Here is a 17,066-nt window from a genome sequence, read left to right as displayed (position 1 = left end):
AAGAGGAGGAACTATTTTGAAAAATTATCGTGAACTTCAGCAATTGCTATTATCAATAGATGGAAGAGGTTATTCTGCCTACAAGGAATTAAGAGGTGAATACAATTTTGGGAAATACGTACTTTCTGTGGATCACGTCCAGTCGGATCCCTTCGCCCCACCATCGAAAGCACGTATAATCATGTCCAGAAAGGAAGCAGGTTTCCCTGAAGAATTTTTGAATTCAAAATATAAAATAATAGCAGTATCCGACTTTTTGACAAGAACTTTTTCACACAATATTAAAAATTTCAATGGAGCTCCAAATATAAAAAAGTTAAGTACATTTCTATCCATAGACACCTGTGGGCAGGAGATGCTGGAGAGAACATCTGCAGTCATAAAGCAGGATCATATTGAAGCCAGATTTGAAGTTGAACTGCCCGCTTCCGGGCGAAGAATTCGCGGTAAATCCGCCGTTGAAATTTTTTTCGATATACTCCCCGGAATTGTAAATTCATCACTGCTTTTTAAAAACATAAATGGAACCAAATTAAAAAAACAAATTGATCTAATACTCGATCAAGAATTTATCAGAGAAGAATTAAACAAAAAAGGTCTTATAGCTTTTATCGCCAACGGAGCCATTTTACCAAGGGAAAACGGAATATCCGACAGACCGTTAAAAGAGGCAGGTGCAGTTCCCTTTAAAAGTCCTGAAAGCCTTGAAATAGAATTGTCTCTTCCAAATCACGGTACAATAAAGGGAATGGGAATTCCAGAAGGCATAACCTTAATTGTAGGAGGTGGATATCATGGAAAATCCACACTTTTAAAAGCCCTTGAACTTGGAATATACAACCATATTCCAGGCGACGGCCGGGAATACGTAATAACCAGAAATGATGCTGTTAAAATACGTGCAGAAGACGGCCGCAGAGTGGAAAAGGTAAATATCAGTCCCTTTATAAACAATCTTCCAAACAATAAGGACACCTTGAAATTCTCCACGGATAATGCCAGCGGAAGCACCTCTCAGGCAGCAAATGTGATGGAAGCTCTGGAATGTGGAAGCAAGCTCTTATTGATAGATGAAGATACTTCCGCCACAAATTTCATGATAAGGGATGGGCGCATGCAGAAACTCGTTTCAAAGGATAAGGAGCCCATTACCCCTTTTATAGACAAAATTCGCCAGCTATACCACCAGTACAAGGTTTCGACTATATTGATTGTAGGTGGATCTGGAGATTATTTTGACGTGGCAGACCATATAATCATGATGGATGAATACATCCCAAAAGAGGTTACAGAGCAAGCTAAAAATATTGCAGATAGTTCTGGATATAAAAGAGAAAAATCAGGTGAAACCATTTTTGGAGATATAACTCCCCGAATACCTCTAAAATCCAGTTTTGCCCATACAGGAAGATCATTTAAGATAAAGGCCAAGGGAAAGCATATAGTTCTCTATGGTAGATCATCTATAGATCTTTCGGCTCTCGAACAGCTTATAGACAGCAGTCAGACCAACTGCATAGCATTGATGCTCGATTTTATTTCAAGTAAACTGATAAATGACAAGACGTCAATTTCACAAGTTGCAGATGCATTGTTTCGTCAAATAGAAACTTCGGGGTTGGATTTTCTATCACCTCATACAGGCCATCCCGGAAATCTGGCACTTCCTAGAAAATATGAGCTCTGTGGGGCGATAAACCGTTACAGAGGCCTTAAGATGAAAGAATAAAAGAATAATTATATTCAAGTATCAGAGCTCAAAGTGCATGTATATAAAGCAGGGAAGATTTTCAGTTGTTACCGAAAATTTTCCCTGCTTTCTCTGTTCATTATCAATTACAAATTGCTCATTGTACTAATTATCAGGATCTAAATACAACTTCTTCCTTGGAAAACATGACTTTTGCCAAAAATATAGTGGCTATCACATATACAACGTGCCATCCCAGTACTATGGAGATATGTACAGGACTAAATATTCCCGCAATGGCTTCTTTCATAACTGCCACTGCATTAACTATGGGAATATTAAAAAATAAAATTCCTATAGTTTTGGCGTCCATCATAAATGGTATATATGTCAAAATCATAACAGGTACTATAAACCCTCCAAGATAAGTATTGGCTTCCTTCATGGAACGGGCAAATATGCTTATAGATATTTCAATTGAGCTTAGCGCTATGAGTACAAATACAGATACCACTCCCATGACTACAAAGGCACCTATTGAAATTGTAACTCCTCCTCCATCTGAAAATATGTAAAGCATGGAACCTACCATGGAAGCTAATGTAACTATCAGTGTAATAAGTGCCACAGATGAAATAGCCATAAGTTTCCCCCAAAATATAGACATTCTTCCCACGGATGTCGACAAAAGAGGTTCAAAAGTTCCCCTTTCTTTTTCACCTGCCACCAGATCCGCTGCTATTCCTATAGTAGGACTTATCATAAAAATAATAAGCAGTGTTGGCAGTACACTTAAAATACCAAAAGCTATGGGATTATTGTCCCTTTTACTTAGAGCTTCTTCCTTTACTTCAAAAGGAGTCAATACCTGGCTGCTGATGCCTTTTGCCTGAAGTCTTCCATCAACAACAGATTTACTGTATTTATCAAAAATATCCTTTATCATGGAGGATGCCATGGAAGATTTATTTGAATCCTGATCATATATTATTTTGACATCCGTTTTACCTTCAGCTGCAACTTTCGAATCAAAGTCCACAGGCACATTTATTATAAGGGATATATCACCCTTTTTAAGTTTTTCGTCTGCATTTCCACTGTTATCTATTGTTATATTCTTCATATTTTCTAACATCTTATAAATTGAAGAATTTTCATTTCCCCTATAGGCAATGGTTATGTTTTTCTGAACGGATTCTGTGGTGTCTTTCATAGTAAAATCTATTATCTTAAACATGGCAGGATACATTATAATGGGAAGAAGTATTGTAAATATAAGAGTTTTCCTGTCCCTGAAAATATCTGTAAGTTCCTTTTTTAAGATTATCCAGAAATTATTCATGTATATCGCCTCCCACCAGTTTCATAAATATCTCCTCCATGTTGCCACTATTATACTTTGATTTTAAATATTCCACAGTTCCCTGTTCTACAAGCTTACCCTTATGAATTATTACAACTCTGTCACAGAGTTTTTCAACTTCTGCCATAGAATGGGAGGACAGCAGAATTATCTTGTTTTCACTTTTGCATTTAAAAATAAATTCATGTATGACCCTAGCTGCAGAAACATCTAATCCAGTGCTTGGCTCATCAAATAACATCACTTTTGGAGAATGTATTATAGCCCGTGCTATGGACACCTTCTGCTTCATACCCCTTGAAAATTTACCAGCTTTTCTGTCTATATATTCCGACATCTCAAGATCTCTTGTCAATTCAGTTATCCTTTTGTCTATTTTTTCCTGTGACATCCCATATAGTCTTCCAAAATATTCTATATTTTCCCGGGCCGATAATCTATCGTATATCCCAACTTCTCCTCCAAACAGAATTCCTATTTCTCCTCTGACCTTCGAAGGTTCCTCAATCACATCATATCCATTTACCACTATAGTTCCACCGCTTGGTTTCAACATTGTAGAAATCATCCTTAAAGTTGTGGTTTTTCCTGCACCATTTTCGCCCAAAAGTCCCACTATCTCTCCTTCATTGGCACTGAAAGACAAACTATCTACAGCTTTTACCTCCTTGAATTTCTTACTTACATTTTTTATTTCAAGCATATTTACCTCCTTTTACATATGAAGAAAGTATCTTCGGACACACCTGTCTTCATATATATCATTAAATTATACGATTTGTCAATGAATATAAAAAATTACTATAAAGAATATATAAAAAATATTATTCATAGTAATTCTTAAATAAAGTTTCTTTTGTACTATTTAGTGTATTGATAATCCGCTCCATACTCTCTTATACCTTAAATTTTAACAACATTTTATTCAGCTTCTGGGCGAGATCAGCCTGAGTCTGAGCAGTAAATGCTACTTGTTCTATTGCTTTTGTAGTTTCATCTACACTGGACTTTATTGATTCTACATGACCCGAAGACTGCTGTGATGTATTTGCCATGCTTTGAACAGCTTCACTTACCTGATTCACCGTTGCCGCAAGTTCTTCTGACATGGATGCCATTTCATCGGACATTTTGCTTAAAAACTCTGCATCCTCGTAATATTTGCTTCCCAATTCCTCAAAGTTTTCAAATCTGCTGCTTACATTTTCATTTACAAATTTTAGCACATCTTTACTATACTGTGCAAGGTTTCTAAAAGCTTCTTGAACCTTTACTATAGTATCTTGAATTCCAACTACAGCTTTTGAAGACTGCTCTGCCAATTTTCCAACTTCATCTGCCACCACTGCAAATCCTTTTCCCTGTTCTCCTGCTCTGGCTGATTCTATAGAAGCATTCAGTGCAAGAAGATTAGTCTGTTCAGCTATACTTGCAATAGTGTCTGCCATAACTTTTATATTTTCTACCACTTTTCCATCCTCTATAGCTTTAATAACATTATTTGCTTTACTTTCATATAATTCATGTGATTCTTCCACAGCATCTTTTCCTTCTTTTCTTGCAGTCGAAGCTCTCTTCTTAAATTCATTTGCATTATTACTTCCTTCCAATGCTTTTTGAGAAAGTTCATTTATACTCGAATTCACTTCCTCCACAGAAGCTGTTATCTCTTCTGCAGCTGCACTGTTTCCTTCAATACCAGTTGCCACACCGGTGATGGAGTTATCTACATCCTCAGCCTTTGCAGATAACTCTTCAGCTACAGCAGAAAGCTCCTGACTTGAACTACTCATATGCTGGGAATTTTCTTCAATTTCTTTTATAAAATTTCTCAGATTTCCCTGAGCTTTTTCCATAGCTCTAAATGCCTTTCCAAATTCATCATTTCTATCAATTTTATAATCACGGGTTAAATCAAATTTGGATAGGCTTTCTGCAAGATTTACCATTTTTACTATGGATTCATTTATGTCCCTGGGTATAAAAAGCTGAAATATCACTGCAAATACAATTCCAACTATAATCAATAGAGTAGTAACAACACCCTTATAGGAAAATGACAGTATCCCTACGACACCTATAGCGGCAATTATTATAACCATAATTCCAAAACATAATGATAGCTTTGTTTTCATTCTCACGTTTTCTAAAAATTTCATATTAATTCTCCTTATTATATGATTCACTAATATTATCCCAAATCTCATATGAATTTTTCAAGTTCTTAATTAACTTTTCAGAATCTACTGGTCTGCTAAATATATATCCCTGCATTTTATTACACTTAATGCTTTTTAAAAATTTTAACTGTTCATATGTTTCTACCCCCTCTGCTATCACTTCAATATTCAAATCTCCCGCCAAATTTACAATGCTTTTTAAAATCATCTTACTTTTTTCACAGTTTTGTATATTACAAATAAAGGATTTATCTATTTTAATACCATCAATTGGTAAATCCTTTAAATAGTTTAACGAAGAATATTTCGTTCCAAAATCATCTATAAATATTTTTATTCCCATATCTTTTATTTTAGAAAGTACACTCAACATTTTTTCAGATAGATCAATTAATATTCTCTCAGTAATTTCAAAGCAGATATAATTTGCTTTTATTCCAGTATTCTTTAAGACAAAATCTACAAAATCCAAAAATGAATCTTCCTCAAGCTGCTTCTTTGATATATTTACAGACATGTAGATTTTTTCATATCCTAAATCATTGCATCTTTTAGCCTGTACAAAAGCTTCATATAGCACAAATTTGCCTATTTCATTTATCATTCCATTCTGTTCCACAATATCTATAAAATAAGAAGGAAATTTTATAGTTCCATTATAATTCCACCTTATCAATGCTTCTAATCCGTAGATTTCCATTTTGTCAATATCAACTTGAGGCTGATAATACAAAATAAATTCTTTATTAACTATGGCTTTTACAAGATCATTTTCAATTTTCACTCTATCCATAATTTCAACATTCATCTTTTCCTCATAAAACTCATATTGATTTTTCCCAAGTTTTTTAGCCTTCATAAGAGCCATATCTGAATTTCTCATCATTTTATCGCCATTTATCACACCATCAGTATAAAAAGAAATACCAATATTCAATGCTATGGATACTTTTTCTCCATCAATCTCCATCATTTTATTAAATAGGCTCAAAAAATATTCTGCTTTTAATCTTGCTTTTTCAACATCTCCACAGCTGTAATCTATAATAGCAAATTTGCTATCCTCTACTTTACATAGTATTTCATTATTTAAATTATTCTTAAATATATCTGATACTTTTTTTAATAGAGTTTCTTCAAAATCTTGCCTGTATACATCCTTTATTTTTTCAAAATTATATATACAGATATAAAACAATACTAGGTTCCTTTTGCTCTTTAAGCTTGCATTATTGAAAAATTTATTCAATTTAACGGTCATAAACAATTTATTGGGAATATTGGTTGTAATATCATAATATGCCAGATACCTTATCTCAGACTCATATATCTTTTTATCAGTAATATCTGAAATATAATTTATCATCAATCTCTGTCCTTTACTATAGTCAAAAATTTTACCTTTATGAAGCATCCATTTTATTTTTCCCGACTTGGTTCTAATTTTATATTCACATTCAAAATAGTCAGCCTTTTTATGTACACTCTCTTTCAAAGCATTCATAAATTTTCCTAGATCTTCTGAACAAATAATTTTTTTTAGTTGTCCAAAAAAATTAATCTCTTCAGAAACAACATATCCTGTCATACTTTCCCATAACTTAGGAACTGCGAATTTGTTACTGCTCATATCCCATTTTACTATAATTCCATTGATATTATCCAATATGAAATTTCTCTGTTCTTCTATTGACAATTGATTCACCTACTCATGTAAAATTATTATATGAAATATTCCAATTAAGGTAATTACAGTAAAAGGAATAGGCAAATAAAACTTATATATTTTGTTATATAGTAAATACTAATATACGCTCTTATTATTCAAAAAAGTACACGCGAAAATTTAATAATCTTGTTTTTATTTTTCATAATATATCATTTTATACATAAAAATGTATTATATTTTATAGTATACACATTTTTTAATACAATTACAAGTGTATTTTACACTTGTAATTTGTTATATGTTTTATTAAAAATAGCTAAAGTCAGAATAGGTGATGCAGATGAAAATAGATTATAAAAAAATGGGAAATCGTATTAAATTAACAAGAAAGAAGAAAAAAATTACCCAGGAACAGCTAGCTGAAATGACTGGTCTTTCAAATAATTACATAAGTAATATTGAAAGGGATCGTTCTATACCAAGCATTGACACTTTACTAAAAATTTGTAATTCTCTCGGAGTAACTCCTGATTTTATACTATTAGATTCAATATATACTTCTAATGAATATTTAAAAGATGAAATAGCTAAAAAACTCAACAAATGTAATAATAAAAATATAAGACTTGTTTCAAAATTTTGTGATTTGCTTTTAGAAGAGCAGGAAGAGGAATAGTAAAGATTTTAATAAGCCACTTTAATCTTTGTGAAATGACATTTAAATCATTTAGTTATATCTGGTTTTAAGGCTCGTAAACTTCCGGTACTGCTCTTTTCATAAATACCAATGTAACTGCAAATACCACAGACATTACTACAATCAGTATATAATAGTAGGGAAATTTGTCAAGAAGAACTCCATATATCACGGAACCCAGAGGTATAGCACCTTGTCCAAATACTCCAAGTATTGAAAAAAATCTGGAACGCATTTTATTTGGCACAATTTCCTGAAGATTTGTATTCAAAGGTGTGTTCAATCCTGAATTGAAAAATCCTCCCAGGAACATTATACATGTCAAAAGCATAAATAATTTCAGGCTATGCCCTCCTAGATAATTTACAGTAATGGGAAATACAGCTACTGGAAACATAAATAAAATCATAGTCTGAAGTACAAGTGAGTTCTTCATTATAAATTTTCTGCTGAATTTCACAAGGTATGTGGCTATCAGTATATTACCTATCAGTATTCCAAATGTGAAGAATGAAATAAGATAACCGTACTGCTGTGAAGTAAATCCTATTTCCTTCTTCATAACATAGGGAAGTACTATGTCCAATAAAGGTGCCACCAGGAAATTTGTCACCATGGCAAGTGAGAATAATTGAAGCAGTGCTTTGTTTTTCTTTATAAAATAAAGTACTTCGCTGTTTTCTGTAAAAAATGATTTAAAGGTAAGTGCTTTGGATTTCCTGTCTTTATTTTCATAATTTATAAGAGTACAACTTATTCCAGATATAATAAATGATAATCCATTCAAATAAAATATCACTTTTATTCCAAAAATCCCATATATAATTCCTCCAAGAGCTGGCCCTATGATCATGGAAACCGCATCAATACCTCCCCTGGCAGCTATTCCATTCATGAGTTTATCTTCCTCCACAAGCTCTGGGAGAATTGCCGTTGAGGAAGCATTGAAAATACTGTCCATAATCGAAATAAATATCTGTACTGTAAACAAAAAAGCTAAATTCAAGCTGCCCCTCATGGCAAAATATCCTAAAAATATTACAAAACAACCCCTAGCATAGTCCGATACCATCATTACATTCTTTCTGTTTTTTCTGTCACCTAAAATCCCTGCAAAGGGCAGAGCTACAATATTAGGAATCAAATTTATTGCTGAAAAGAATCCCATCATTATTCCTGAATGGGTCACATCCAAAATATAAAGGGGTAATGCTATCTGCTGTATTCCAGTACCTGTATAAGATATAAATCTTCCAAGCATATACGATAGTAAATTTCTATTATATTTCATACTTACCTCTCCCAATTCAATTTACAGTGTTATCACAACTTCAGTACCGTCTTTTGACTTCACTTCAACAATTTTCAACCCTCTGTAATCTTTTAAAACTCCAATACATTTTGAAAGCTGTCCAAAATCAATTACATCCACATATTTTCTTTCTTTTTCAGGAACATATTTTTTTATAAAAGGCTTGTTGAATAATGACAGTCCGAATTTGACAAGTATCAACGGTAAGGGAATTACAAGCCTCTTGTTCCCGGTTCTTATATAAACTCTCATGAGCTGCACTTCCTATTCTATGCTTACCTCTACTATGTCTCCATCTGCACTTTTTACATCCACTATTTTTCCTGAAAGCCCATTGTCTATGGCTTCTGAAATAAGATTCAGATCTATATTCTCCATTCCCTCAACACTGTCACTTATGGGAATCTTGCCAACAGTTTTTAGCATTATCTTTATAAATTTTACTGGAAGTTTCACATTCACATTGTCCCCTTCATGAGAATTCACTTTTATCCTCAACATTTTTTCCATGATGTCTTCATTGGAATTTGCCGCTGTACTTTCAACAAGCTGTGCATTTTTATCTTTCAAGGATTCTATAAGCTCCTGTGCCTCATCTGCTGTGAGCTTGCTTTCTTCTACCATCTTCAATATTTTTGCTATTTCTTCATTCACCTTCTAATCCTTCCTTTCATATCGTATTTATTCGTTCATCATCTTTATAGCTTGATCCGCAGTTATTTCTCCTCTATCCAGCATATCTACTATTTTTTTCTTGTCAATCTTAGAATTCTGAGACACATTGTATCCCAGGGCCTCTATCACCTCATCCAATTTTGATCTCACTGTAGGATAGGATATACCAAGCTCCTTTTCAACATCTTTTATATTTCCTCTGTTCTTTAAAAATATTTCTATGAATCTGAGTTGATCTTTCGTAAGATATTCAAATTTAGACATTTCAAAATCATTTTCGATTACAGTGCCACATTTTGGACAATGAAGTTTTGAAATCAAAAGTTTTGCTTCACACACCGGACATTTTTCAATTACTTTATACGCCAAATAATCACCTTCTCTTTTATAAAGACAGTATATCATGAAATATTTATATATTCAATACAAATATTGATTTTTTTATTTATTACTTTTAAATATATTAATATATTTAATTTTAATATTAATTATTTTAATAGTAGTTACCAAACGGAGCATAAATAAGCACCATAAAAAAGCCCTTTATGAAATGAACTTGATCATAAAAGGCCTAAATTTTCTTATATTTTTAAAATACAACCCTAAATTGAGGATAACTTGTAATGGCGAGCTGAAGAGCTCCCATAATCATAGCAAAAATACAAAGTACTATTACAATAATTATAGCCCCCGCATCATACATCATTTTTTCTTTCTTATTTATAATATATGAGACAATAATTTCTATTCCAATTGAAATCAAGATTACTGGCCAGAAAGACATTATAAACCTATAATCTATCATTTTAAATAAGCTGCTTATCAAAAACATTGTCCCAAATATAACGAGCATGATACCTGAAGTTAATGTGCCAACTCTTCTCCCCCTAATCATCTGTATCAACCTCTTTCTTCTTCCCCATAATAAGTTTTACTCCAATAACAATTATAGCTACACCTACAATCATCTGAGGGACAATTCCTGTGAAATTACTTATGATCTCATAGATTCTCGAATCTATATAGGGCTCAATAATAGGTCTTATATTGTCCCAAATAAGGTATATCCCCATGCAAATTAGCAGTATACCAAAAAATAATCTCTGCTTTTTAAATAAACTTTTGTCCCACTCGAACAATTTATCTATGGAAAATATATAATTGTCCTCTATATGCTCAAATTCTTCCTGAGGCATACTCTGTTTGTTTATACAGTCAAAAAATGAATAGAACCATATTAGTGGAAGAATGAACAAAAGTGGTCCTATATTAAGCCAGCTAGAAAAAAATATCACAGTAAAAAATACTGCCATAATTGACAATCCCATTTTCATAAACCCCATATACATATGTCCTGCGCCAGGCAGAAAAGAAAAAACTACAGTTAAAAAATTACTTTTTTTGGATTTCATTATCGAATACCTCCATATCAATTATCTTGCTAGTGAAATTTCCAAGTTCCATATTTATGGAATTCACCACTGTAAATTCAGGTGATTTTATTTTCATTGTCTTCACTCCGGTATTTGCCATAAAATTGAGAGCACTGGAAAAGACAAATACAAGTGCTATACAGGCTGCCATTGAAACCTTAAGTGCGTAGAAGAAAAACTGCCTACTCTTTTCATGTTTTCTATTTATCTTATTTTTTATCTCCTCCTCAAACCCACCTGGTACTTTCAAAAAATCGTCTTGAGCAAAACTATCTGCCAGCTTTTCTGCACATTTCTCACAATTTCCTATATGCTCTGATAAAATAGCAAGTTCTATATCACTTAAACTTCTCTCATTAAATTTTTTTAAAGCAGAATTTTTTATGTGGCCCTTGCTATTAAACAAATCATCACTCAAATCAACTCCTCCTTCCATAAAATTTTAAGAAGTTTTTTTGATCTGTATAATCTTGTCTGAAGTGTTTTCAAATTCTCTCCCGTATCTTTCGCCATATCTGAAAGCTTTATGTCTTTACAAAAATAATTTACCGCTACGGTTTTGTAAGGTTCTTTTAATCTGCTGCACAGCTTATATATTTTTCTGTCACTGTAGTTATTCAACATATTTTCTTCAGGAGAGTTTTTCGTATCCTCTATATATTTATAATCCTCGCAAGTAAGATCCTCCATTTTTTTGACAGGACTTTTAATATAATCCCTGCATTTATTCACTGCAATTTTCGCGACCCATGCTTTGAAATTCTTTCCATCAAATTTATTTAATTTTTCATAGGCAGTTAAAAAAGTCTGCTGAGCTATATCTTCTGCATCAAAATAATTTTTTGTAAAAGAAAAACAGATGGTAATGACTAGACCTTCATATTGTTTAATATATTTTTCAAATTGATTTTCTTGAATAATCATCACCGCCTTTTTTAGCCTTACAATAATACAACGATTTATAAATAAAAAACACTTCAACAATTCAATTTTAACGTAAAATATTTTTGATAATCTATAATTTTTATAATACCCATTTTATAATTCAAGTACAAATTATAATCTTCATTTGATTAGACATCTTCTGTTTTCCAACCTACAAATAATAAGAAATTATTGCTAGCCCTTAGATTACAACGCCTCCATAAATCTTGTACTATTTATTTGTCTATAATAAAAATCGACTGGAAAAGTTTCGTTAAAATCCTTTATTTATAGTACTTCAAAGGATATAATAGAAATGTAAAATGACTATTTTACACAGGTTGAACCTTAACATGAGATGTATTTAAATTAAAGTAGATGCAGAAGAAAAAGTAAGGAAATTAGTTGAACCTTAACATGAGATGTATTTAAATGTGACAAGGATAGAAGTATAGCACCTTATGTACTTGTTGAACCTTAACATGAGATGTATTTAAATGCAATATGTATTCAGTTAAATAAAAGGGGTGGTATTTAGTTGAACCTTAACATGAGATGTATTTAAATTCACAAGGAGCACCTATACTCCCATAGCTGTTTGGTTGAACCTTAACATGAGATGTATTTAAATGTAATATCTGTATCTCCTGTAACCTTAGCAAAATAGTTGAACCTTAACATGAGATGTATTTAAATGATGTACTAGCGTCATTTATTCTAAAACTAAATTTAGTTGAACCTTAACATGAGATGTATTTAAATGAGATGAGCTTGAACAGTATGACGGCAAGGATATAAGTTGAACCTTAACATGAGATGTATTTAAATAAAAACTGACGGGGATAGATATAAGTATAAGATTGTGTTGAACCTTAACATGAGATGTATTTAAATGAGTTTAAAGGAGATATAGTAACAGAGTTTAACAAGTTGAACCTTAACATGAGATGTATTTAAATCTAGCTGACTGGTAAAAGGTTCTCTGCCGAATAATAGTTGAACCTTAACATGAGATGTATTTAAATCAGCCGTAAAAAGCCACAGATTCATAACCATATGGTTGAACCTTAACATGAGATGTATTTAAATATTTCAAATGTCTTCAGTTTTTCAGTACCCAAAAAGTTGAACCTTAACATGAGATGTATTTAAATGGATATATCAAAGTTCAGTATACAACCTTTAAACGTTGAACCTTAACATGAGATGTATTTAAATCTGGCATTATAGTAACCTAAAAGCCCAGATAGTGGATGTTGAACCTTAACATGAGATGTATTTAAATGGAATTACCATTGTTCTACAATCTTGATCCCAATCAGTTGAACCTTAACATGAGATGTATTTAAATGAGCTTTACCCTCATTCATCTTTTGTTTATCTTCCTCGTTGAACCTTAACATGAGATGTATTTAAATCTAAATTAGACAAGCTTTGTTTATCCTCATCATTTGTTGAACCTTAACATGAGATGTATTTAAATTTGCACGGTGCCATGCTCCTACTAAGTTCCTGTGGTGCTGAACCTTAACATGAGATGTATTTAAATATTTTCTCCCTCCTTCTTTGTAACTCTCATACAATCGGCTGAACCTTAACATAAGATTAGTTTAAAAAATATTTTGGAATTATATTAAATTTTATGCCGTCGACCATGAATAGAGTAAAAATTACCGGAGGTCGACGATTTTTATGTTTGCAGTTAATTAGCCGCCTGAGATTAATTTCTAAAACTTTTGTGTAAGCGATAAATTACCTGGTGTGGTGTAGGTAAAAAATAAGTGACCATTTGAAATACATCTCAAATGGTCGTAATCTATCACTTGTCATTTTTACAGGAAGACTGAACCCATGGATCCCAGGGCAGGTATTCTTCCAAGAATTCAGGATGTGCTTCAAATTGGACACCAGGCAGATTTTTAAACAGGAATTCAAGATAGCTGTATGGCTCCAATCCATTAGCTTTAGCCGTTTCAATCATGCTGTAGACTGCTGCACTTGCTTCAGCACCTCGTGGACTTCCACTAAAGAGCCAATTTTTTCTTCCTAAAGTGAAAGGCCTTATACTGTTTTCAGACAGATTGTTTGAAATAGCACAGTTGCCATCTAGAAGATAATTCATAAATCCTTCTTTATTATTTACAGCATAATCTACAGCTTTTCCAAGCTTTGATTTGGGAAGGCAGCTGTTTTTTACGGAATCAAGCCACCCCCAAAAGGCCTCAAGAATCGGTTTTTCCGTTTCAAGACGCTTTTTCTTTCGTTCATCCGGCATAAGATCTTTCATTGATCTTTCCTCTGCAAAGAGTTTGTTGCAGAAATCAATTCCTGCTGCCGGAAGTGTAGCTTCAGGGCTTTTTATGTCTTTTGGAAGTGCTTCAACAAAATATCTCCTGAGATGTGTCCAGCACAGACATCTTGTTATTCCCGGAACTTTGTTATAACCTTTATAACAGTCCGTATGGAGATATCCTCTAAAGCCTTTTAGAAATTTTTGTGGGCAGTCCCCACTTCTTGAAGGTTTGTAATCAAACAACCTTATTGGTGTCTTACTGCCTGCATATGTACTGTACAGCCACATATAGGATTCTGATGTATTTTTCCTGCCGGGTTCTTTAAGTACCTGTACAGGCGTCTCATCTGCATGTAAATATTTCTCGGCTGTGAGTTTCTTATGCATCAGGTTTGTAAGTGGCATCAGCCAGCTTTTGGATGCAACCATAATCCAGTTGCTCATAGTCGCACGGCTGAGTTTTACTCCCAATGACTTCCATTCCCTTTCCTGACGATATAGAGGAAGAGCATTTACATACTTCTCATACATGATGTGGGCAACCGTAGATGGTGAGGCCATGGAATGCTGTACTACCGGATATGGCATTGGTGATTTTTCTATATAAGGAAGTCCTTCTTTGCGGCATTTCCTGCATTCATAAGTTTCACGGTAGTAGTCTATAACACGTACCTTTGCCGGAATGAATTCTATTTCTGTACGGATAAATTCTTTTCCTATGCTTTTCAAAGGTGTCCCGCATTTTTCACAGAAACGTTCATCCTCTTCAAGGCCACAGATTACTGTATGATGTGGAATATCTTTAAGCAGTTCTGCTCTTTGACCATCAAATTTTTTACGCCTGTAGTTTGATACCTCCTGTAAATTCGGTTCCGGTGCCGAAGGGTTTCTATAAACTTCTGCCTCATTGAAAAGATTTATCTGTCCTGCAATTACAGAAGTCTTCTCACTGCTCCTGCCAAATAATTTATGTGTCAGAAATTCAACTGTCTCATGGAGAGTTTTATTCTCCTTCTCCAGCTGTGCTATGCGATTTTTAAGTTCTATAACTTCATTTTTGGTATACATAATTGAGACAGTTCCTTCACTCGTTTTTTATATCTGTTATTATACCATAAATTTCTATAAAACCGCATGATTTCAGATTTCTCTGACACTAGAGGGCAGTTTGTATATCTACTTTCTTTACAGCCTTTGGCTGATTCAGGGACAGGCCTTCCATAAGCCATCTGAATTCCCGGGGTGTTATACATTTTACTGCTTCTGCATCTTTAGGCCACTTAAAACATCCATTTTCCAACCTCTTGTATAGAAGCACAAATCCATCACCTTCCCAATATAGTGCTTTCAATCTGTCTCTCTTCCGTCCGCAGAAGAGAAACAGACTGTTCTGAAATGGATTCAGTTCAAAATTCTTCTGTACGATGGCAGCCAGTCCGTCAATTGATTTCCTCATATCTGTATGTCCGGTTGCAATATATATTTTCTCTGCCTTTGAAATATCACCCAGCATTTTGCAGCACCTTCATAACATTTTCAATTAAACTGCCTGAGGCACCGTTGTGAATTTCAAGAACTGCACGACCAAAACGGATAATAATATCAGCCTGATATGTTTCTGGAGAAACATAGGCTGCATCTGTGGAAATGACACCTGATAATTTGGAAGTATTTATGGGAACTATCTGTTCCTTTGGATTTTTGGAAGGGAGAGCTTCACAAGCAGCAGTACGTATTTTTCTCAACCAATAATAATATCTGTTGATCCTAATGTCATTTTCCGAGCACCATGATTTCACAGTCTGGCCACTGCTGCGGCATTCACGTATAATTTTAATCCACTCATTCATTCTATATTTTTGAGTTGCTTCTTGTACATCCATATAAAACCTTCCTTTTTAAAGTTTTTAAAGCTAACTTGAAAAACTTTAAAACTTATTTTAGAAGATTATCTCACATTTTTTGAACACTTTCCATCCACTTTCTTGTTTGACGCTTACACTTTTGTAGAAATATTTCTGAATATTGCATTTTTCTAGATGCTGATGTATTCTATATTTGATGGGATTTTAGACTACCTATAAGGAATTGAAACTCTTGAANTGTAGAAATATTTCTGAATATTGCATTTTTCTAGATGCTGATGTATTCTATATTTGATGGGATTTTAGACTACCTATAAGGAATTGAAACTCTTGAATAATTTTATTAATAACTTTTTCAGCAAACAGATTTTAGACTACCTATAAGGAATTGAAACCTCCACCACAGGTCATAGAACATAAACAAACTGGATGATTTTAGACTACCTATAAGGAATTGAAACCCGCGAGCCTTGTTTTTCCACTCCCTCTGGTACTGGATTTTAGACTACCTATAAGGAATTGAAACACCCTTGTATTACATCATTTAATCCGGTTATTACAGATTTTAGACTACCTATAAGGAATTGAAACTGCAAAAGGACTTAAACAAATATTCGCAATTGCACAAAGATTTTAGACTACCTATAAGGAATTGAAACTTTGCAGGTCTTCAAGCTGTTCGTATCTGCTATTCGATTTTAGACTACCTATAAGGAATTGAAACCTATCTGCAAGCTGACCGCATATATGCCACTATCCAAGATTTTAGACTACCTATGAGGAATTGAAACTCATATATTGAGGGAATGAGTATTTTTGTAGTCATTATTACATTGCTTTTTTACAACTGTGAACTACCACCACTTATAGAAGTGAATGGCTTCTTAGTCAATATTCCTAATGGAACAAGTTTACCTAAACTCTAAAGGTCGAACCAACCTCAGTGTATTACCAAAATTATATGG

The 17,066-nt window shown here is 33.3% G+C and carries 17 protein-coding genes and 2 CRISPR repeat arrays; of the genes, 2 read left to right on the top strand and 15 right to left on the bottom strand.

Annotated features, from left to right (window positions below; all coding sequences use genetic code 11):
• The first annotated feature begins 16 nt into the window (after nt 1-16).
• Nucleotides 17-1,729, top strand: a complete 1,713-nt coding sequence (locus tag ACFHWD_RS14980; RefSeq protein WP_229981833.1) for an ABC-ATPase domain-containing protein — start codon at nt 17-19, stop codon at nt 1,727-1,729.
• A gap of 133 nt (nt 1,730-1,862) precedes the next feature.
• On the opposite strand, the gene ACFHWD_RS14975 is transcribed toward ACFHWD_RS14980, so the two are convergent.
• The 4 genes from ACFHWD_RS14975 to ACFHWD_RS14960 form a co-directional block, all read right to left on the bottom strand.
• Nucleotides 1,863-3,032, bottom strand: a complete 1,170-nt coding sequence (locus tag ACFHWD_RS14975) for an ABC transporter permease (protein WP_150357866.1) — start codon at nt 3,030-3,032, stop codon at nt 1,863-1,865.
• Nucleotides 3,025-3,756, bottom strand: a complete 732-nt coding sequence (locus ACFHWD_RS14970; protein ID WP_179977484.1) for an ATP-binding cassette domain-containing protein — start codon at nt 3,754-3,756, stop codon at nt 3,025-3,027. The genes ACFHWD_RS14975 and ACFHWD_RS14970 overlap by 8 nt, the downstream gene beginning before the upstream one ends.
• Nucleotides 3,757-3,949: 193 nt before the next feature.
• The gene (locus tag ACFHWD_RS14965) at nt 3,950-5,212 is read right to left on the bottom strand and encodes a methyl-accepting chemotaxis protein (protein WP_229981834.1); all 1,263 of its coding nucleotides are present in this window, start codon (nt 5,210-5,212) and stop codon (nt 3,950-3,952) included.
• 1 nt (nt 5,213) lies between these two features.
• Nucleotides 5,214-6,929, bottom strand: coding sequence for an EAL domain-containing protein (locus tag ACFHWD_RS14960; RefSeq protein WP_229981835.1), 1,716 nt, complete (start codon nt 6,927-6,929; stop codon nt 5,214-5,216).
• 313 nt (nt 6,930-7,242) lie between these two features.
• Between ACFHWD_RS14960 and ACFHWD_RS14955 the strand changes: the two genes are divergently transcribed.
• Nucleotides 7,243-7,578, top strand: coding sequence for a helix-turn-helix domain-containing protein (locus tag ACFHWD_RS14955; RefSeq protein ID WP_150358823.1), 336 nt, complete (start codon nt 7,243-7,245; stop codon nt 7,576-7,578).
• A gap of 67 nt (nt 7,579-7,645) precedes the next feature.
• On the opposite strand, the gene ACFHWD_RS14950 is transcribed toward ACFHWD_RS14955, so the two are convergent.
• The 11 genes from ACFHWD_RS14950 to ACFHWD_RS14900 form a co-directional block, all read right to left on the bottom strand.
• Nucleotides 7,646-8,890, bottom strand: a complete 1,245-nt coding sequence (locus tag ACFHWD_RS14950) for an MFS transporter (RefSeq protein WP_150358824.1) — start codon at nt 8,888-8,890, stop codon at nt 7,646-7,648.
• Nucleotides 8,891-8,911: 21 nt separating this feature from the next.
• Nucleotides 8,912-9,163 (bottom strand): hypothetical protein, encoded by a 252-nt coding sequence (locus tag ACFHWD_RS14945; protein ID WP_150358825.1) that lies wholly within the window; start codon nt 9,161-9,163, stop codon nt 8,912-8,914.
• Nucleotides 9,164-9,175: 12 nt separating this feature from the next.
• The gene (locus ACFHWD_RS14940) at nt 9,176-9,565 is read right to left on the bottom strand and encodes a hypothetical protein (RefSeq protein WP_229981836.1); all 390 of its coding nucleotides are present in this window, start codon (nt 9,563-9,565) and stop codon (nt 9,176-9,178) included.
• A gap of 27 nt (nt 9,566-9,592) precedes the next feature.
• Nucleotides 9,593-9,955, bottom strand: coding sequence for a DUF2089 domain-containing protein (locus tag ACFHWD_RS14935; RefSeq protein WP_229981837.1), 363 nt, complete (start codon nt 9,953-9,955; stop codon nt 9,593-9,595).
• 220 nt (nt 9,956-10,175) lie between these two features.
• The gene (locus ACFHWD_RS14930; protein WP_150358595.1) at nt 10,176-10,481 is read right to left on the bottom strand and encodes a LiaI-LiaF-like domain-containing protein; all 306 of its coding nucleotides are present in this window, start codon (nt 10,479-10,481) and stop codon (nt 10,176-10,178) included.
• On the bottom strand, nt 10,474-10,998 hold the full coding sequence (locus ACFHWD_RS14925) for an EscU/YscU/HrcU family type III secretion system export apparatus switch protein (RefSeq protein ID WP_150358594.1): 525 nt from the start codon (nt 10,996-10,998) through the stop codon (nt 10,474-10,476). The genes ACFHWD_RS14930 and ACFHWD_RS14925 overlap by 8 nt, the downstream gene beginning before the upstream one ends.
• Nucleotides 10,979-11,437, bottom strand: coding sequence for a hypothetical protein (locus ACFHWD_RS14920; RefSeq protein WP_150358593.1), 459 nt, complete (start codon nt 11,435-11,437; stop codon nt 10,979-10,981). The genes ACFHWD_RS14925 and ACFHWD_RS14920 overlap by 20 nt, the downstream gene beginning before the upstream one ends.
• Complete coding sequence (locus ACFHWD_RS14915; protein WP_378062588.1) at nt 11,434-11,943, bottom strand: sigma-70 family RNA polymerase sigma factor; 510 nt, start codon at nt 11,941-11,943, stop codon at nt 11,434-11,436. The genes ACFHWD_RS14920 and ACFHWD_RS14915 overlap by 4 nt, the downstream gene beginning before the upstream one ends.
• A 340-nt stretch (nt 11,944-12,283) precedes the next feature.
• Nucleotides 12,284-13,559: direct repeats of the CRISPR family, unit length 30 nt; unit sequence GTTGAACCTTAACATGAGATGTATTTAAAT.
• 203 nt (nt 13,560-13,762) lie between these two features.
• Nucleotides 13,763-15,304, bottom strand: a complete 1,542-nt coding sequence (locus ACFHWD_RS14910; protein WP_229980558.1) for an IS66 family transposase — start codon at nt 15,302-15,304, stop codon at nt 13,763-13,765.
• An 88-nt stretch (nt 15,305-15,392) separates the two neighbouring features.
• The gene (gene tnpB, locus ACFHWD_RS14905; RefSeq protein WP_229980557.1) at nt 15,393-15,749 is read right to left on the bottom strand and encodes an IS66 family insertion sequence element accessory protein TnpB; all 357 of its coding nucleotides are present in this window, start codon (nt 15,747-15,749) and stop codon (nt 15,393-15,395) included.
• Nucleotides 15,739-16,119 carry an IS66 family insertion sequence element accessory protein TnpA gene (locus tag ACFHWD_RS14900; RefSeq protein ID WP_106011221.1) on the bottom strand — a complete coding sequence of 127 codons (381 nt, stop codon included), beginning with the start codon at nt 16,117-16,119 and terminating at the stop codon, nt 15,739-15,741. The genes tnpB and ACFHWD_RS14900 overlap by 11 nt, the downstream gene beginning before the upstream one ends.
• Before the next feature lie 280 nt (nt 16,120-16,399).
• A CRISPR array of direct repeats spans nt 16,400-16,892; the repeat unit is 30 nt; unit sequence GATTTTAGACTACCTATAAGGAATTGAAAC.
• Nucleotides 16,893-17,066 lie beyond the last annotated feature (174 nt).

It is taken from the genome of Clostridium sp. MT-14, from assembly GCF_042436595.1.
In the GTDB taxonomy this organism is placed as follows: domain Bacteria; phylum Bacillota; class Clostridia; order Clostridiales; family Clostridiaceae; genus Clostridium_B; species Clostridium_B aromativorans.
This window is presented reverse-complemented; position numbering and strand designations above follow the sequence as displayed.

What these genes read in the sequence shown, in the direction of transcription:
- ACFHWD_RS14950 (WP_150358824.1), bottom strand. Translation starts at nt 8,890, where the DNA reads ATGAAATATAATAGAAATTTACTATCGTATATGCTTGGAAGATTTATA.
- ACFHWD_RS14970 (WP_179977484.1), bottom strand. Translation starts at nt 3,756, where the DNA reads ATGCTTGAAATAAAAAATGTAAGTAAGAAATTCAAGGAGGTAAAAGCT.
- ACFHWD_RS14930 (WP_150358595.1), bottom strand. Translation starts at nt 10,481, where the DNA reads ATGATTAGGGGGAGAAGAGTTGGCACATTAACTTCAGGTATCATGCTC.
- ACFHWD_RS14915 (WP_378062588.1), bottom strand. Translation starts at nt 11,943, where the DNA reads ATGATTATTCAAGAAAATCAATTTGAAAAATATATTAAACAATATGAA.
- ACFHWD_RS14945 (WP_150358825.1), bottom strand. Translation starts at nt 9,163, where the DNA reads ATGAGAGTTTATATAAGAACCGGGAACAAGAGGCTTGTAATTCCCTTA.
- ACFHWD_RS14965 (WP_229981834.1), bottom strand. Translation starts at nt 5,212, where the DNA reads ATGAAATTTTTAGAAAACGTGAGAATGAAAACAAAGCTATCATTATGT.
- ACFHWD_RS14900 (WP_106011221.1), bottom strand. Translation starts at nt 16,119, where the DNA reads ATGGATGTACAAGAAGCAACTCAAAAATATAGAATGAATGAGTGGATT.
- ACFHWD_RS14955 (WP_150358823.1), top strand. Translation starts at nt 7,243, where the DNA reads ATGAAAATAGATTATAAAAAAATGGGAAATCGTATTAAATTAACAAGA.
- tnpB (WP_229980557.1), bottom strand. Translation starts at nt 15,749, where the DNA reads ATGCTGGGTGATATTTCAAAGGCAGAGAAAATATATATTGCAACCGGA.
- ACFHWD_RS14975 (WP_150357866.1), bottom strand. Translation starts at nt 3,032, where the DNA reads ATGAATAATTTCTGGATAATCTTAAAAAAGGAACTTACAGATATTTTC.
- ACFHWD_RS14925 (WP_150358594.1), bottom strand. Translation starts at nt 10,998, where the DNA reads ATGAAATCCAAAAAAAGTAATTTTTTAACTGTAGTTTTTTCTTTTCTG.
- ACFHWD_RS14910 (WP_229980558.1), bottom strand. Translation starts at nt 15,304, where the DNA reads ATGTATACCAAAAATGAAGTTATAGAACTTAAAAATCGCATAGCACAG.